Raw genomic sequence first — 16914 nt, forward strand, 5'->3', positions numbered from 1 at the left:
CAAAAAGGTTGCTTTGAAATGGAATGCAAATCTACGCACATTTTTCAATTTTGCAAGGGACAAATAAAAAAAATATAAAATAATTTATATCAAATAGATTCCTCTGCTTATTACTCCCAATAAATCAATCAGTTAATCCGATCATATTTTATAATTATTTTTTTACTCAACCAACATTATTTCAAACAATGTTAATACAATAGGGCACACACAAAGGAATAACGCCCTGTTTTAAGTTGATCGTGCATTTTTTCAATCACTATATACATACAAATTAGTGTATACTATATAAAGTAATTGTCTTAGGCAATAACGTTAAATTTGTTAAACACAGCTTTAGATTATACGATTATCAATCTTATTCTTTATTTTCGGACGCAATTAATTGCCTTTACATTAGTAACTACTTGATAACGAAATGAATTATTCAAAAATCAATAACATTACCGGCTGGTTCTGTTTTGCCATTGCCACCTTAACCTATATTTTAACACTAGAGCCCTCTGTTAGTTTTTGGGACTGCGGCGAATTCATAGCCTCTGCTCTAAAAATGCAGGTGGTGCATCAACCAGGAGCCCCTTTATTTTTAATGATCCAGAGATTCTTCTCTTTACTTGCTCTTGGCGATGTTACTAAAGTGGCATATTTCATGAACGTAGGCTCTGCAGTTGCAAGTGGTGCCACTATATTATTTTTGTTCTGGACAATTACTGCCCTAGCCAAAAAGATCTTAATAAAAGACAAAGAAGAAATTTCTAAAGCCAACTTAATCTCAATTATGGGAGCGGGTGTTGTTGGTGCTCTAGCCTATACCTTTTCCGATAGTTTCTGGTTCTCGGCAGTTGAATCTGAAGTATATGCTTTATCTTCATTATTTACAGCTATAGTTTTCTGGGCCATATTGAAATGGGAAGCACATGCCGATGAACCTCGTGCTGACAGGTGGTTATTATTTATAGCCTACATTATGGGGCTTTCGATAGGTATACACTTACTAAACCTGCTGACCATACCTGCTATTGCTTTCGTTTACTACTTTAAGAAAACTAAAAAAGCAACCACTTCAGGTATTGTAAAAACGGGTTTAATTGGTATTCTAATTTTAGCATTTATCCAATACGGCATCATTCAATACCTGGTTTCTTTCGGTGCTTATTTCGACTTGTTTTTTGTAAATACTTTAGGCTTTGGCTTTGGGTCGGGAGTTATTWKCTWWGMWMKRWWRWKAATAGGCGGTATTATATGGGGTATTAGATATTCAATAAAACACCAAAAGAAAATCCTGAACCTGGCATTATTATCCACCGTATTAATCATATTCGGATATGGATCTTTTGCAATGATCATTATCCGTGCTAAGGCAGACCCTAATCTAAATAATAGTGATCCTGATAATGCTTTCTCATTTCTAGGGTATCTTAATAGGGAACAATATGGTGATAGACCACTACTATTTGGACCTAACTATAACTCACAAAAGGTAGATATTAAACAAGGTAAAACCCTTTACAGAAAAGGTGCTGAAAAGTATGAAGTTGCGGGAAGAAAAACTGATTACGAGTACGATAGAACTACACCTTTTCCGAGGATGTATAGTGATGATGCACGACATATAGGCTATTACAAGGACATGATGGGCTTTGATGATGCCCACTTCCCTAACCTTATAGATAACATTGGATTCTTTTTTGGCTATCAGACCGGCCAGATGTACATGAGATACTTTATGTGGAACTTTGTTGGTCGGCAAAATGATGATCAGGGTCAGGGAAGCTTATACGAAGGCCAATGGCTAAGTGGGATTAAACCCATAGATGCTGCTCGCTTGGGCGATCAAAGTCACCTCCCTCCAACTATAACCGACAATAATGCATACAATAGATTCTTCTTTTTACCACTCATATTAGGGCTACTGGGAGCAATATGGCATTTTCAGCGTAATCAAAAAGATGCAGGTATAATAGCATTGCTATTCTTCTTTACAGGTATGGCTATTGTATTATATCTTAATCAAAAGCCTATGGAGCCAAGGGAGCGGGATTATGCCTATGCCGGATCCTTTTATGCCTTTGCTATATGGATAGGTCTGGGAGCGCTGGCTTTAAAAGAGTGGCTATTTAAGAAGGTCACCCCTGCTACAGGCGCTGTTCTGGCAACAGTTGTCGGATTGTTTGCAGCACCTGTAATCATGGCTGCCCAGGGATGGGATGATCATGATCGTTCTACTAAACTTGTTGCTCATGATATAGCAGTTGATTACTTAGAATCCTGTGCACCAAATGCAATTCTATTTACCTATGGTGATAACGACACCTATCCACTTTGGTACATACAGGAAGTTGAAAATGTTAGGCCGGATATCCGTCTTGTAAACCTAAGCTTATTTGATACGGATTGGTATATAAATGGAATGAAACGTAAGCAAAATGAATCTGAGCCATTGCCGATAAGCATGAAAGAATCTCAATATGTACAAGGCAATAGAGATGTAATGTATTACCAGGATTATAAAATTGCGGGTTCAATTGAACTGAGTAAGATTTTTGAGGTGTTAACTTCTGACAACGATGAAGATAAACTTCCTCTAAATGATGGCACTAAAGAAAACTTTATCCCAACCAAAAACTTTAAACTTACAGTAAACCGTGCTGATGTTATTAAAAATGGAGTAGTTAGCGCTGCTGATTCAGCTAAAATTGTTCCGGCTCTTGAGTGGAAATTTAACAAGAACTACGTTACTAAAGGCACTTTAGCAATGTTTGACATCCTTGTTCACAATAACTGGAAACGCCCTATTTATTTTGCTAGCACAGTACCTTCTGAGCAATACAATGGCCTAGACAACTATTTATATAACGAAGGGCTTGCGATACGCCTGATGCCTTTAAAAATAGATAGTGCTAGTGGAAAAAGTGACTTAGTAAACACTCCTGTTCTATACAATAACCTGATGAATAAATTCAAATGGGGCAATGTAAAGAATGCTCGTTATCTTGACACGCAATCATCAGACGACATCTCTATTTTCACAAGCATGTTTAACAATGCCATTACCGGCCTTGTTAAAGAAGGAAAAATTGAAGATGCAAAAAAAGTTGCGAACCGTTATTTCGAAGTAATGCCTGATAAGTTCTATGGTATGCGTTCTATGATGGGAGCCTATTTTATGGCGGAGAACCTGTATACTTTGAATGACAGCAAGAGAGCCAATGCTCTAATCGAAAAATCTGCAGCCTATATAGAAAAGGAACTTACTTATCTTGCCGATGTATCTAAGAGCAAAAACAAATTTATTGGTGGGCAGAACGTACAGCTAGGCATGTCGTTTCTAAATCAAATGGCAAAAATAACTGAAGCAAATAAGGAAACTAAATTAAGTCAAAGTTTGACAAAACAATTCAATGAGTTAGAAGGAAGATTTTCACAGTATTTTGCACAACAATAATAGGTAAGCTCGCATTCTGCGAACCGGCCTACCGAACAAATCAGGAAATAGAGTGAATTGATTAGCCTAACTCCTGATGAATATTTAAAAAATTAATGATGAACATAACAGAAAAAGCCCCGATAAAATTTCGGGGCTTTTTCTGTTATTATGAATTCAACTAGATGATATTTTTATTGTAGGAAGCGAGTTTTCTGCGAACCAGCCTAGCGTTCATTTGGCTCTTTTTCTGAGCCAATTTAATGCAGCCGAAGAGCAGAATGCGAGCTTACGCTTCTACAACAACTCCCATCGCGCAGAATTTATCAATCCTGGTGGCAATCATTTTCTCAGTTTTCTCCTTAGTAAGCGTTTTCAAATCATCAAGAATCTGTTTTTTAATAGTTCCAGCCATTTGTTCTGGATTTTGATGTGCACCACCAAGAGGTTCTTTTATAATGCCATCAATAAGTTTATTTTTGAACATATCATCAGAAGTCAGCTTCAAACATTCCGCGGCTCTTTCTTTATAATCCCAACTTCTCCATAGAATTGAAGAACAAGACTCCGGAGAAATCACCGAATACCAAGTATGCTCKAMNCWYWTMCNAYYTTATNTCCAATACCAATACCCAAAGCACCCCCGGAAGCGCCTTCGCCCACTACAAAACAAAGAATGGGCACTTTTAGTATTGACATTTCTAATAAATTTCTGGCAATCGCCTCTCCCTGACCACGTTCTTCAGCTTCAAGGCCAGGGTACGCACCCATAGTATCAATGAAGGAAATAACAGGTTTATTAAACTTCTCAGCTAGTCTCATTAGGCGAAGTGCTTTTCTATAGCCTTCAGGATTAGCCATTCCGAAATTACGGTATTGACGCTCTTTTGTGTTTTTTCCTTTCTGATGGCCAATAATCATTACCGTTTTACCATCAATAGTAGCAAACCCACCAATAATTGCTTTGTCGTCTCCTACAGTCCTGTCGCCATGCATTTCAATAAAATCATCGCAGATCATGCTGATGTAATCTAAAGTCTGAGGCCTTTCCGGATGACGAGACATTTGAACCTTCTGCCAACCTGTTAGGTGGCTGTAAAGCGTCTTCTGTGTTTGTTCCAATTTTTCTTCAAGCTCTGCTAAGGTAGCAGACATGTCTACTTTTGTCTTATCAGCAACCTGTTTAACCTTTTCAATTTGCTGAACAAGCTCAGCTAAAGGTTTTTCAAAATCAAATGATGTTTTTATCTGTTCCATAAGCGGGCTGTAAAAATAGGTATTTTATTTTACCTGTTCAACTCCTTTTTATTGTAGATACAAGTTTACGGTAAGTTTATAATCACGTCAACCTTTATGTTATAAATCTGTACTTACATGTTTAATAACCTTTGGATCAGTAATTAGAAAATTAGCTAGCCCTCCGATAATTAAAGAGGTACCTGCGAGTAACATGGCATTAATGGCTTCCTTACCAAAAATTAAATGATAAAGAAAATTTAGCCCCCCAGTAGCCGCTATAATTTGTGGAATAACAATAAACATATTAAAGATCCCCATATACATACCCATTTTTTTTGCATGTATCGCACTTGAAAGCATCGCGTAAGGCATAGATAGTATACTACCCCATGAAACTCCAATTAATATAAAGGAATAAATGAGGTACTCCGGATCACTAATAAAGTACATCGAAATAAACCCAATCCCCCCTGCCAGCAAACTAATCATATGGATATATTTTCTATTGATATCTCGCTTTGCAGCATATAGTGTTAATATCAAGGCAAAAGCCATCGATGATAAACCATACATCCCCATATAAGAACCTACAAGATCAGCCGCATTGTTATATGCCTTACTGGCATCGGCAAACAGTGTATTTGATGCAGCATCACTCATATTATAGGCTTGTTCCAAAGGCAATGGTGCTTTAAAAACATGATCAGTTAATGCCGGTGTAGCCAAACTCCACATGGCAAAAAAAGCGAACCAGCTAAAGAATTGTATTACCCCAAGAAGTGCCATAGTTTTTGGCATGTTGGATATACTTTGAAAAATCTCCTTAACTCCGTTTAAAAGCCCCTTACTCTCGTGGTTTGATTTCTTTAGTTCTTCAATATCTTCCGGAGGATATTCTGAGGTAGTAAAAATGGTATATAATATTGATAAAAGAAATACTGCTCCACCTATGGCAAATGCTATTTTAATTGAAAGAGGAACTATACCGGGATCCGAAACGTTTGACACGCCTAATTTACTTACCAACCAGGGTAAATTACTTGCAATCCATGTGCCTACACCGATAATTAAAGTTTGCATTACGAAACCGTAAGACCGTTGGGATTCAGGCAGCTTATCGGCTACAAGCGCTCTAAAAGGCTCCATACTTATATTTATAGATGCATCCAGAACCCACAAGCATCCTGCAGCAACCCAAAGCACAGGAGAATGCGGTAAAAAGAACAATGTTAAGGTACTTAAAATGGCTCCTATCAAAAAGAAAGGCTTCCTGCGGCCCCACGTTGGGTGCCATGTCCTGTCACTTAAATAACCGATTATCGGCTGGACAAGTAAACCTGTTAAGGGCGCAGCTACCCAAAGCATTGGGATTTCGCCTTCGCTTGCCCCTAGGGTTTGGAAAATTCTTGACATGAAACCACCTTGTAATGCAAATCCAAATTGTATTCCCAAAAATCCAAAGCTCATATTGAAGATATTCCAAAAGGACAATTTTGGTTTAACTAGTTTAACGCTACTCTTTTCCATATTAAAAATTCAATCATTTGTGCAGATGAAGACATAACTTTAACCCTTATTATGCCAATGTTCCATTATAAGAAATCACCTTTTCACCCTTGGGGATACTATATGATTCATTGAATATAAGTACTTCAAGGGTTTGTTCTGAATTATTGGTGATGATAATTTGACCTGTAGTTATCTTTATTTTTAATTGTACCCCTCTAAAACCAATGGTAAAAGAAAAAGCATCCCACTGCTTGGGTAAAAACGGGCTGAACTTTAGCTGGTTGTTTCTTACCCGCATTCCGGCAAATCCTTCAACAATGCTCATCCAGGTACCTGCCATAGAAGTGATATGAAGACCGTCTTCCGTATCATTATTATAATCATCCAGATCCAGGCGCGCAGTACGCAGGTAAAATTCATACGCGCGTTGTTCGTCGTTTAGTTTTGCAGCTAATATGCTATGCACACAGGGCGAAAGGGAGCTTTCATGAACGGTTCGGCTTTCATAAAAATCGAAGTTTTTTCTTAAAGTTTCCAATTCATAATCCTCTTCAAAGAAATACATTCCCTGGAGCACATCCGCCTGCTTGATGAAGCCCGATCGCAATATTCTGTCCCAGCTCCATTTTTGATTAAGAGGTCGCTCCTCAGCAGGCAAGTCTTTAACCAGAAGCTGTTCCTTATCCATAAAACCATCCTGTTGCAGAAACACTCCTGTATTTTCATCATAAGGGTAATACATATTGACCACTATTTTTGTCCAATCAGCGAACTCCAAATCCGTGTTCAGATTTGTTTTTAATATTACACTCTGGTACTGCTCCGGATGTTTTTCCTTCACTATTTCCGCAGCTTCAACTGTATATTCTAGGCACCAAGCTGCTAATGTATTGGTATACCAATTGTTATTAACATTATTCTCGTATTCGTTTGGCCCGGTTACCCCCAGCATTACATACTTATTCTTTTCTGTACTCCAATTAACCCTTTGTTTCCAAAAACGAGCGATGCCAATCAAAACTTCTAATCCATATTCACTTAAGTAACTTTCATCACCAGTATAACGGACATAGTTAAATATGGCAAAAGCTATGGCTCCATTTCTATGAATTTCTTCGAAAGTTATCTCCCATTCATTGTGGCACTCTTCTCCGTTCATAGTTACCATCGGATATAGGGCGGCCCCATCTTTAAAACCAAGCTTTGATGCGTTTTCAATTGCCTTTTGAAGATGTTTATAGCGATATACCAATAAGTTTTTAGCTACTTTCTGAGGAGCCGTTGATAAATAGAAAGGAATACAATAGGCTTCAGTATCCCAATAAGTTGAGCCACCGTACTTTTCTCCGGTAAACCCTTTAGGTCCGATATTTAATCTTGCATCTTTACCCGTATATGTTTGATTTAATTGAAATATGTTAAATCTAATTGCTTGCTGAGCAGCAACATCACCAGCAATGACAATATCGCTTTCCTGCCATTTAACTGCCCAAGCATCTGAGTGTTCTTTCAGCAACTGTTCAAAACCCTTGGCGGAAGCTTGATCGATTACTTGTTTTGATCTTTCAATTAGCACTGGCTTCTCGTGATTCTCGGAAGTTAGATTGGATACAATTTTATAAACATCAATCACATCGCCCTGCTTAACATTTACCTTAACTGTTTGGCCAAGGTATTTTTCACTCACAACCGGACTTAAGCTTACACTTTCATTATTTATCAATATGGTTGATCTTGCACCCGTACAAACATCAAAATCAGTTTTTTTTGTTTTTAGTAATAAATAATCGGTATTCTTATTCTGCTCTTTACTTACCTCATTCCAGAACTTTTCATCATAATTGGAGTCTTCATTCTTTACATCTCCGTCAATAAAAGAAGTAACAGATAATACAATGTTTTCAAAGTTTAGTGGCACCAATTGATAATGTAATGCTCCCACTTCATCATCTACAATACTGCAAAATCGTTTGGCAATAACTTTAACAGCTTTCCCATTTTTATTTTCGGCAATAAATGAGCGTGTAAGATACCCCTCCTTCATATTTAATACACGTTTGAAGTCTGTAATCTTACAGTTATTGAGGTCAAGAGTCTCATCCCCAATCCTAATATCAATACCTACCCAGTTTGTGGCATTAAGAACCTTAGCAAAATATTCAGGATAGCCATTTTTCCACCACCCTACACGGGTTTTATCTGGATAATAGATCCCTGCTACATAATTTCCCTGAAGGGTTTCTCCTGAATAAGCTTCCTCAAAATTAGCACGCTGTCCCATCCGACCATTCCCAATGCTAAAAATACTTTCTGATATTTTGTTTAAATGTGGATCAAACCCTTCCTCTATAATATTCCATTCATCTGGTTTTATATAATTCTTCATCGTCTATTCTTCTCTGGTAATTAATGTTAGTTGGCCTTATGCATTTTCAAATTAATTATTCCTTAAGGCAAGGATTTTTTCGAGTGTAATCTCTGACAGATCTTTCGCTATTAGGTGCGTTTCTGTCAAATGTTCTTCATCACCTATTCCAACCACTTTCATATTAGCAGCAAGTGCAGCCATTACCCCTGCTTGCGCATCTTCAAATACAACACAGTTTTTAGGTTCCGTATTTAATATTTCTGCCGCTTTCAAAAAAACTTCCGGGTCTGGTTTGGAGGTTGCAACTGAATTCCCATCAACAATTGCATCAAAGAAATGTGCAAGATTGGTACGCTGTAAAATAATAGATGAGTTTTTACTTGCCGATCCTAAAGCGATTTTTATACCAGAAGATTTTAATTCGGTCAATAATGCTAAAGAACCAGGCAGCACCTCATCTGTTGTCATTTTATTGATCATAGCTACATACCATGAATTTTTGAGATTTGCTAATTCTTCTTTTTCTACAGCAGATTTCCGCATACCACCCCAATCCAAAATCATTTCTAATGAACGCATTCTGTTTACTCCTTTTAACTGCTCATTTTGCAATGGAGTAAAATCAAAGCCCAATGAGTTGGCCAGCTGTTTCCAGGCTTTGTAATGATAAACTGCTGTATCTACCAGTACTCCATCAAGATCGAATATGCAGGCTATTTGTTGTGTATATTGCATCTAGTTTAATTCTAAAACAAGGGTTGTTTTCGCAGGTACTGAAATGGTTTTAATACTATTTAGTTTTTCCTTTGTAAGGACGTTAGTGGCAGAGGTTACTTTTGAAAGGCACTGCTCAAAGCGAGAGGTGTTTAACTCTTTTACTTTATCTTCTGTGTTAACTAAGATCATTACATCCTTTTTGCCATCTACAGTATATCTGAAATAAGTATACACCCCATCTTCAGGTACAAACTGCATTAACTTGCCTGTTTGCAATGCTACACTCTCTTTTCTGTAATTGGCGAGAATACGGATATGATTCCAAGCTTCATTTTCCTGGGCCGTGCGACCATTTTTTGTAAATTTATCGGTCTTGTCTCCCTCCCATCCTCCTGGAAAATCAGAGCGCACCAATCCATCAGGGTTAGAAAAGTTTTTCATTAGAATTTCTGTACCATAATAGATTTGAGGTATTCCGCGCATGGTTAATAAAATAGACATACCTGTTTTGAATTTATTAAGGTCGTCGCCAACCATAGAATAAAACCTACTCATATCATGATTATCAAGGAAAACTACATTCTGGTCTACATCCTTATACAGGAAGTCTTGAGCAATAGTAGTGTAAAGTCTAAAGATCCCATCAGTCCATCCTGACTTTCCATTCAAAGCTTCATAAATTGCATTTTTGACAACAGCGTCTGTTACTCCCGGCAGTTCGGTATCAAAACCTGGCCTTACAGTGCTTCCACCCGTAAAAAAGGCTTGAGCAGCAACAGAATTTACTAGCGTTTCACCAAAAATAGATAAGGTCGGAAATTCGGCCTTTAGCTTTATAGCCCAATCTCTCATATATTCAGGTTCATTATACGGATAAGTATCTAATCTTAATCCATCAATACCTGCGTATTCGATCCACCAGATGTGATTTTGAGTAATGTAATTTTGAACGTATGGATTTTTCTGATTGAAATCTGGCATTGAGGGTACAAACCACCCGTCCAGCATTTTTTTCTTATCTGTTCCCGAAGCATGCGGGTCCATTACAGGCTCATCTCGGTAGCTGGTTTGTGTATAAGCCGGCCAGTGATTAACCCAATCTTTCATTGGCATATCATTATAGAACCAATGACCGGTTCCCATATGATTATGAACAACATCCTTAATCACCTTTAGTCCTTTTTCGTGCGCTTTATTAACATATGTTTTGTAAAGTTCTAAGGTGCCATAGCGTGGGTCAATTTTGTAATGATCTGTAGCAGCATAACCATGGTACGAAGCCAGTGGCATATCATTTTCGATTTCCGGTGTCATCCATATGGTGGTAATACCGAGGTCTTTTAAATAATCGAGTTTACCAATTAATCCTTGCAGGTCACCACCATGACGGTAATACATCGAATCGCGATTCAACTTAGTTTCGCGCATTCCCTTTATTACATCATTAGATTTATCACCATTTGCAAAACGGTCTGGCATTAACAGATAAATAAGATCTTTATTAGTTACTCCCTGAATTCTGGACGGAGATTCTTCTTTGTTTTTAAGTTCATAAACATATTGCAACTTCTTTTTGCCATTTCTATTAAATATAATCGGGAATTTACCTGCCTTAGCTCCTGCAGATATTTCAAGATCAAGAAAAAGATAATTTGGGTTTTCAACTTTATGGATTTCTAGAAGCTTCACTCCCGGATAGTTTATATCTGTCTCTAACGTAGCTATCTCAGTCCCATGTACAAGAAGCTGCAATTTAGGATTGTGCATTCCGACCCACCAAAACATTGGTTCAACACGTTCTAGCTTTTGTGCACTAACCCTTGCCACCAATAGAGCAAGAAACAATAGAATAAATGATTTCCTCATTTTTTTAGATTAATCGGTTATAAAAAATACGAGATTAGATAATATATACCCCGCAAAGATTGAGCAATGCGGGGTAATATTTATATATGAAAGTTAGTTTTTAATCAGAGTATACTTCAAATTATTCACATCGAATGTGATGGTATAACTACCCGCTGAAGTAACTTTAATATTGCTACCATTAAAAATTGCAGTTCCGCCACTACCGCCATAGTTCACATCCCATTTATGATCCTGCCTGAATTTCATTTCTCCAATTTTTAAATCAGCAGTAACTGTCCATAAACCATGGGCATAGGCCATATCTGTATCTCCATCCCATCCTTTTGGTGTTGCATCTCCAATAAGTGCAAACACTATTGGAGTAATTTCTATTTGATTCTTGTTTAAATCAACAAAAAGCTGAAATGCACCTGCAGCGGGAGCTTTAAAATTATCACCTGCAGTTGGACTTATTTTACCACCACCCGCATCTCCATAGGCAATATCCCATTTTTTTGCCGGTGTAATTTTAAATTCAAGATTACCTGGAGTAAATCCAATTACTCCTTTAAACTCACCATTTCCCGTAGGTGAAATTAGGCTGTCTGCTGTTTGTGGATTCCAACCCTGATATGCCCCTGGAACATAAATCCATGTAGTTAATGGGAATGGTCGGGCACTAAGTGTTAATGCATTACTGTAAACCGGTGCTACAGCACTGGAAATTGACGACTTAATCCTCATTTCTACCTCTGAATTTTCAGTAAACGATAGGTTCAGTGCCAATAACAAATTATTAAAATCAACACCCTTAAATACTTTTGAGAATGCATTTGCTTCTAATGCAACTTCTTTAGGCGTTTTAAAGTCTGTTCCTTTAACTGCCATTTGAAACACATTTGTAATGCCCGCCTGATATCCGAACGAGGCATTAGTTAAGTCAAGTGTAATTACATCTGTCTCTAACATAGCCTTATCCAGTACTAATGTTGATACAGATGATTTCAAAGTTCCGGGGGTACCCGAGGATGCAACGATCTTCGTTTCCTCTTTTTTACAAGACCAAAGCCCTATGGTGATTAAACCTAAAGCAATGGATTTTATGATTAATGATTTCATATCAATAATTTCTTCTTTATGTTAAATTAATAACCTGCGTTTTGGACTAAATTTGTATTAGCAATAAGATCAGCAGATGGTATTGGGAACAAATTCCTTGTTTCCGATACCCCAGTACCAGCTTTAGCACCACCTTTAAATGGCCATACATACGAGGCGTTCGTATATTTACCATAACGTATTAGATCTGTGCGGCGAAAACCTTCCCAATACAATTCCCTTGCTCTTTCATCCAGGAAAAAGGGAATTGATAAAGAGGTCACATTTCCGGAAGCGTTGCCATAAGCACGTTCACGTAAATTATTCACATAGGTAAGCGCCTGAGCTGCATTACCACCAGCCCCACCCCTGGTAACAGCTTCGCTATAAATTAAGTATTGTTCAGCCAGGCGGAACAACGGAAAATCAAGAGAAGAAAATTTGCCCTCAATTGAAGGAGCAGGAACTCCTACTGAGTTTACATTTCTAAATTTAGTAACTCTTAACCCATCAGAGAAAACACCCATTTCATCATTGGTAAGCTTTGTTCCAAAGAACATTGCTCTCTTATCTGTGTTACCGCTGTAATCTCCAAAAATCAGAGGAAGAGGATTCTTAGTACGGTTACCTGCCCATCCACCAGTTGGCACACCAAAAGAAGCCGGATTCATATCTCCATTGATAGCTGCATTTATAAGATATGTAGTACCTCCATCATTTTGAGTGTGAATACCATCATAATTAATGGTTAGAATTAATTCATTTTTACTTGTAACGTTATTATCTGTTAGAAATAGGTTTTTATAAGTACTGGCAAGAGAATAACCGCCATTAATAACTTTACTCGAATAGGTAATTGCTTCTGTGTATTTTGCCGTGCCTGTGTATATCTCTGCATTTAGATATAGCCTTGCCAATAGGGCCCAATCAGCACCTTTATCAGCTCTGCCGTATTCATTCGTTTGGGCATCAGCAAGATCAGATTCAATTGCTTTTAGTTCTGATTCAACATAATTAAATAAGTCTGTACGCTTGATTTGTTTAGGCGGAACTTTACCAATAACATCGTTTTCAGTTATAAACGGAGGATTCCCAAAACCATCTAATAATACCCAATACTGAAATGCTCTTAAGAATCGGGCTTCGGCGCGGTATCTCTGAACAGCCGTAGCATCAGCCCCCGAAATACCTCTTGATGAAAGTTTCTCTGGTGTACTTTCACGAAGGAATTCATTACAAACAGTAATCTGATAAATACTGCGTGAATATAACCCTCTTAAAAATGTAGTTTCTGAAGTCCAGGTCATCTGATTCAAATCAGGAATTCCAGTATCATTCCAAGAGCAAATAGCCTCATCTGAGGTTAGCTCTTGCGACATCCAGAACAGTCTTAAGAAATCGGTAAAACCAGGATTTAGTCCACCTATATCACTTTCGGCAGTTGCACCACTTGAATGGGTTAAGGCATAACTTGCATATAATTTCACCAATTCTTGCTTATAACCTGCCGGCGTTGAATAAACGCTGGCCGCTATTTGATCATTGGTAGGTGTTAAGTTCAAATCACTCTTCTTACATGAAGAGACAGACATCCATAAAATGCTGGAAACTGTTAATATTTTATATAAATTTCTCATTCTATTTCTTTTAATTAAAAACCAACATTAAAACCTAAAGTATATGTTCTTGGTCGTGGATACAGGTTATAATCAATCCCTAAAATTGATTCCGGGTCTAAACCTTTATACTTTGTAACTACGAATACGTTCTGACAATTTGCCGATATACGTAAAGTGATGTTATTACTTTTAGATATTCTTCCTGCATCAAAAGCAATCCCCGCATTATCCATCTTTAAAAAAGATGCATTTTTTATATAATAATCACTTAGATACTGGTTATTAGTAAAGTTTGTATTATAGATATCGGAAGTGGCATTGTTTATTAAACCTGTAGGGCTTAGGATATTTCGTTTAACACCGAAGTTTGAAGAAACATTATCATAAATATAATTACCCAGATTAGCTCTTAAAACTGCGCTTAAAGTCCATTTTTTATAATTGAAAGAAGTATTAAAACCAAATGTAAATTTAGGATCAGGTGCTTTGTAGAAATACTGGTCACCTGTATTAATAATGCCATCTCCATTTAAATCTGCATAAACACCTTCAAGTGGTTTATCATTTGAATCATAAACTTGTTTATACACATAAAAAGAACCCGGAATCTGGTTGATCGCATTATATTTTAGGTTTATTCCTGTACCACCAGTGATGCCACCCGCATCAATTATAAACTTAGGGTCAGGGTTTAGAGAAAGATTGGTTACCTTTCTTTTATTGTAGGCAGCATTTACTCCAAAATCCCAGTTGGTATTTTCACCTTTGATTACCGAGAAGTTCAAATTACCTTCTGCTCCTCTTACATCCATATTACCAACATTGGTTAACAACCTGTTGTTAAAATTGGTTCCAGAAGGAATATCAACAGTCGATAATAGATCTTTTGTTTTTTTATAATAAACATCAATCCCACCATAAATGCGTCCATCAAAGAAACCGTAATCTAAACCAGCGTTATAGGTTGTAGTGGTTTCCCATCTTAAATCAGGATCGTAAGCCGCTGGTGTGTAATAGTCGTAAAGAGTATCTCCAATCTGGTATTGCCCTTGCCCGGTATTTGAATAGTACTTTGACAAATAATTGTAGTTACCAATTCCATCTTTATTTCCGGTTTCACCATAACTTAATCTCAATTTCAAGTCAGACAAGACTTTACTGTCCTTAAGAAAATCCTCGCCAATTATTCTCCAGGTAAAACCTACTGAAGGGAAATAACCCCAACGATTTTCCTCTGCAAACCTAGAGGAGCCATCCGCACGCATAGTTGCTGACAGAATATATTTATCTGCAAGGGTATATACAAACCTACCGTAGTATGAAAGTAATTTTTCACGCTCTATTGCAAATGGGAAAGTTGGGGTTGATATAACTTCTCCGGTTCCTTTGTAGCTTGCAAAGTTATAAGTAGTGGAAGAGTTGTCATAGTATCCATAACCTGCGGTTACATCGAATTTGCTTTTAATACTTTCAACGTATTTGGCATAATTTAAATAGAACTCAGAAACTTTATTTCTTTGGGTACCTACTGATCGCGTAAAGGAGCCTTGCGTGGCGGCACTCTGAGCTGCATATATTGGCACACGAACGGTTCCATAACCTTTTGAAACATCATAACCTAAATTAAGATTAGCGTGTAGCTCAGGTAAAAAATGAAAAGAGTAATCGAATTGCGCGTTACCAAAGCTTCTCTCTGTTTTTCCGTTATTATCTTTTAGTCTGATCAGTCCAACTGGATTCCTTGGCGCATTCGGATTAGGAACATCACCCTGAATCCATTCAAAATAGTTACCGTACTTATTCTCTGCATAGACTGATTGGGTAGGATCAAATTGGATAGCATTTTGTATCGCATCCTGATTTGCAAAATGAGCTTCTGTTAATGACCCTTTTAAATTCAGATCAATTTTCAGGTGGTCGCCAAATAGTTTTGGTGAAATTCCGAACCCACCGGTAGCGCGTTTTAATCTGTCAGTGATTAACAATCCTTTTTGATCTAAATAACCTCCAGAAACCCTGTATGGCACTCCATGGAAAGCTCCCGAAAGACTTAAATTATTATCCGTTGTGAATGAATTATTATAGATTTCATCTTGCCAATCTGTATTTGAATTACCTAATAATGCTTTAAATGTATGATCAGGATTGTCATCATATTTAACATCTGGATTATCATTAACAACGGTCCTTATCTGGTCAGCAGAAAGTACGCCCACTTTTTTGGCAATAGTTGCATACGAATTATTTGTGCTGAAATTAATTACCGGCGTACCAGCAGAACCCTTTTTAGTAGTGATCAAAACTACGCCATTAGATGCCCTTGATCCATAAATTGCCGTTGCATTGGCATCTTTCAATACAGTAAAGCTTTCAATCTCATTCGGGTTTATTAACGCAAGTGGACTGGGTGCATTACCAATGGTATTGCCACTTAATGGCACCCCATCAATTACAATAAGAGGGTCGTTACTTGCATTAAGAGATGCTCCCCCTCTAATCCTGATCACACTTCCAGCACCGGGTGCTCCACCATTTGAGGTAATGTTTACACCCGAAACCTTGCCTTGAATTAATTGCTCTGGGGTAGTAATTGCTCCTTTCTGGAAATCTTTGGCACTAACAGTGGTAATTGATCCGGTTAAGTTCTTTTTCTCCGAAGTACCATAACCAATTACAACCACTTCACTAAGATTCTGTGCGTCTGGTTTTAAATTAAAATCTACGCTGGTGTTTCCGCTGATGGTAACCTGTTGGTTAAGGGTCTCGTATCCTATATAGGTAACCGTAACAGTTACAACACCATTCTTTAATCCACCTAGCTGAAAAATTCCGGTGGCCGGAGTGGTAGTACTTTTGTTTAAACTTTTGATTTGTATTGATGCTCCCGGCAAAGGTAATCCAGTCTCATCGAGCACTTTTCCAGTTAGTGAACTGGTTTGTGCATTTGCTGCAAAAACAGCTAGTGTTAAAAGCACCAGAAGACAGTGCTTCGTAAGGTAAAATACTTTCATATTTGGGCTCGTTTTTTAGTGTAATATTTGGTTAATGTTAACAGTATGTAACAGTTATGGTAAATTTACAAGCGCACTTGA

The 16914-nt window shown here is 37.5% G+C and carries 7 protein-coding genes and 2 pseudogenes; 1 reads left to right on the plus strand and 8 read right to left on the minus strand.

Annotation, left to right across the window (positions count from 1 at the left end; translation table 11 throughout):
* Nucleotides 1-418 precede the first annotated feature (418 nt).
* Nucleotides 419-3445 (plus strand): annotated as a pseudogene (locus tag N824_RS23030) (DUF2723 domain-containing protein).
* A 268-nt stretch (nt 3446-3713) separates the two neighbouring features.
* Here the strand turns inward: N824_RS23030 and N824_RS23035 are convergent.
* The 8 genes and pseudogenes from N824_RS23035 to N824_RS23070 all read right to left on the minus strand — a co-directional run bounded on the left by N824_RS23035 (nt 3714) and on the right by N824_RS23070 (nt 16833).
* A pseudogene (locus N824_RS23035) lies at nt 3714-4681 on the minus strand (acetyl-CoA carboxylase carboxyltransferase subunit alpha).
* Between the two features lie 99 nt (nt 4682-4780).
* A complete protein-coding gene (locus N824_RS23040) occupies nt 4781-6190 on the minus strand; it encodes an MFS transporter (protein ID WP_048907463.1) in 1410 nt (469 codons plus the stop codon).
* Between the two features lie 49 nt (nt 6191-6239).
* The gene (locus tag N824_RS23045) at nt 6240-8558 is read right to left on the minus strand and encodes a glycoside hydrolase family 65 protein (RefSeq protein WP_048907464.1); all 2319 of its coding nucleotides are present in this window, start codon (nt 8556-8558) and stop codon (nt 6240-6242) included.
* Nucleotides 8559-8609: 51 nt separating this feature from the next.
* Nucleotides 8610-9275: a beta-phosphoglucomutase gene (gene pgmB, locus N824_RS23050; RefSeq protein ID WP_048907465.1), complete on the minus strand. Its 666-nt coding sequence runs from the start codon at nt 9273-9275 to the stop codon at nt 8610-8612.
* The gene (locus tag N824_RS23055; RefSeq protein WP_048907466.1) at nt 9276-11123 is read right to left on the minus strand and encodes a glycoside hydrolase family 13 protein; all 1848 of its coding nucleotides are present in this window, start codon (nt 11121-11123) and stop codon (nt 9276-9278) included. It lies immediately after the preceding gene.
* A 93-nt stretch (nt 11124-11216) separates the two neighbouring features.
* On the minus strand, nt 11217-12224 hold the full coding sequence (locus tag N824_RS23060) for a SusE domain-containing protein (RefSeq protein ID WP_048907467.1): 1008 nt from the start codon (nt 12222-12224) through the stop codon (nt 11217-11219).
* A 26-nt stretch (nt 12225-12250) separates the two neighbouring features.
* Nucleotides 12251-13840 carry a RagB/SusD family nutrient uptake outer membrane protein gene (locus tag N824_RS23065; RefSeq protein ID WP_048907468.1) on the minus strand — a complete coding sequence of 530 codons (1590 nt, stop codon included), beginning with the start codon at nt 13838-13840 and terminating at the stop codon, nt 12251-12253.
* A 14-nt stretch (nt 13841-13854) separates the two neighbouring features.
* Nucleotides 13855-16833 (minus strand): SusC/RagA family TonB-linked outer membrane protein, encoded by a 2979-nt coding sequence (locus N824_RS23070; RefSeq protein WP_048907469.1) that lies wholly within the window; start codon nt 16831-16833, stop codon nt 13855-13857.
* Between the last annotated feature and the right edge of the window lie 81 nt (nt 16834-16914).

Origin of the sequence: Pedobacter sp. V48 (assembly GCF_000523515.1) — a bacterium.
Classification (GTDB): Bacteria; Bacteroidota; Bacteroidia; order Sphingobacteriales; family Sphingobacteriaceae; genus Pedobacter.

Bases quoted from the DNA above. Each gene is read 5' to 3' on its own strand.
- N824_RS23065 (WP_048907468.1), bottom strand. From the start codon at position 13,840: ATGAGAAATTTATATAAAATATTAACAGTTTCCAGCATTTTATGGATG.
- N824_RS23060 (WP_048907467.1), bottom strand. From the start codon at position 12,224: ATGAAATCATTAATCATAAAATCCATTGCTTTAGGTTTAATCACCATA.
- pgmB (WP_048907465.1), bottom strand. From the start codon at position 9,275: ATGCAATATACACAACAAATAGCCTGCATATTCGATCTTGATGGAGTA.
- N824_RS23070 (WP_048907469.1), bottom strand. From the start codon at position 16,833: ATGAAAGTATTTTACCTTACGAAGCACTGTCTTCTGGTGCTTTTAACA.
- N824_RS23055 (WP_048907466.1), bottom strand. From the start codon at position 11,123: ATGAGGAAATCATTTATTCTATTGTTTCTTGCTCTATTGGTGGCAAGG.
- N824_RS23045 (WP_048907464.1), bottom strand. From the start codon at position 8,558: ATGAAGAATTATATAAAACCAGATGAATGGAATATTATAGAGGAAGGG.
- N824_RS23040 (WP_048907463.1), bottom strand. From the start codon at position 6,190: ATGGAAAAGAGTAGCGTTAAACTAGTTAAACCAAAATTGTCCTTTTGG.